1 rRNA gene is annotated in these 490 nt (G+C 40.2%); it reads left to right on the forward strand.

Annotated elements, in window-relative coordinates:
• Positions 1-412: 412 nt before the first annotated feature.
• Positions 413-490 (forward strand): 16S ribosomal RNA (locus UF05_RS07635); the annotation flags it as partial.

Genomic DNA, 490 nt, shown 5'->3' on the forward strand with positions numbered 1-490 from the left:
AACGATAAAAAAATCAAAAAAAACGTGAAAAAGGGCTTGCCAATGTGATCGCAATCTCTATAATGCCACCTCGCTGACACGGCAACGCTTCGAAAGAAACGAAGTCGAGGTTAGCAAGCCAAATTAGCCAAGCGGAAACGCTTGAAGAAAGTTTGAAAAAAGTGATTGACACTAAACTTTAACTCGCTAAAATGGCCGTCCTGTTTTGAGCAAAGCTCAACAGGAAAAGCTCTTTAACAATATAGACCTATCAATCTGTGTGGGCACTCGTTGATGATAATCCAATTCGATACCTCGGTATCAAATTAGGTTTCAATGAAACGAAGTGACCATTGAATCTTCGGATTCAGCACAGTCAATTCAAACATTACTTTATGTAATGTTCAGTATTCATTGAGCCGAACAAAATCTTAAATTGAAGAGTTTGATCATGGCTCAGATTGAACGCTGGCGGCAGGCCTAACACATGCAAGTCGAGCGGAAACGAGTT

Origin of the sequence: Vibrio sp. S457-15 (assembly GCF_000960545.1) — a bacterium.
In the GTDB taxonomy this organism is placed as follows: domain Bacteria; phylum Pseudomonadota; class Gammaproteobacteria; order Enterobacterales; family Vibrionaceae; genus Vibrio; species Vibrio parahaemolyticus.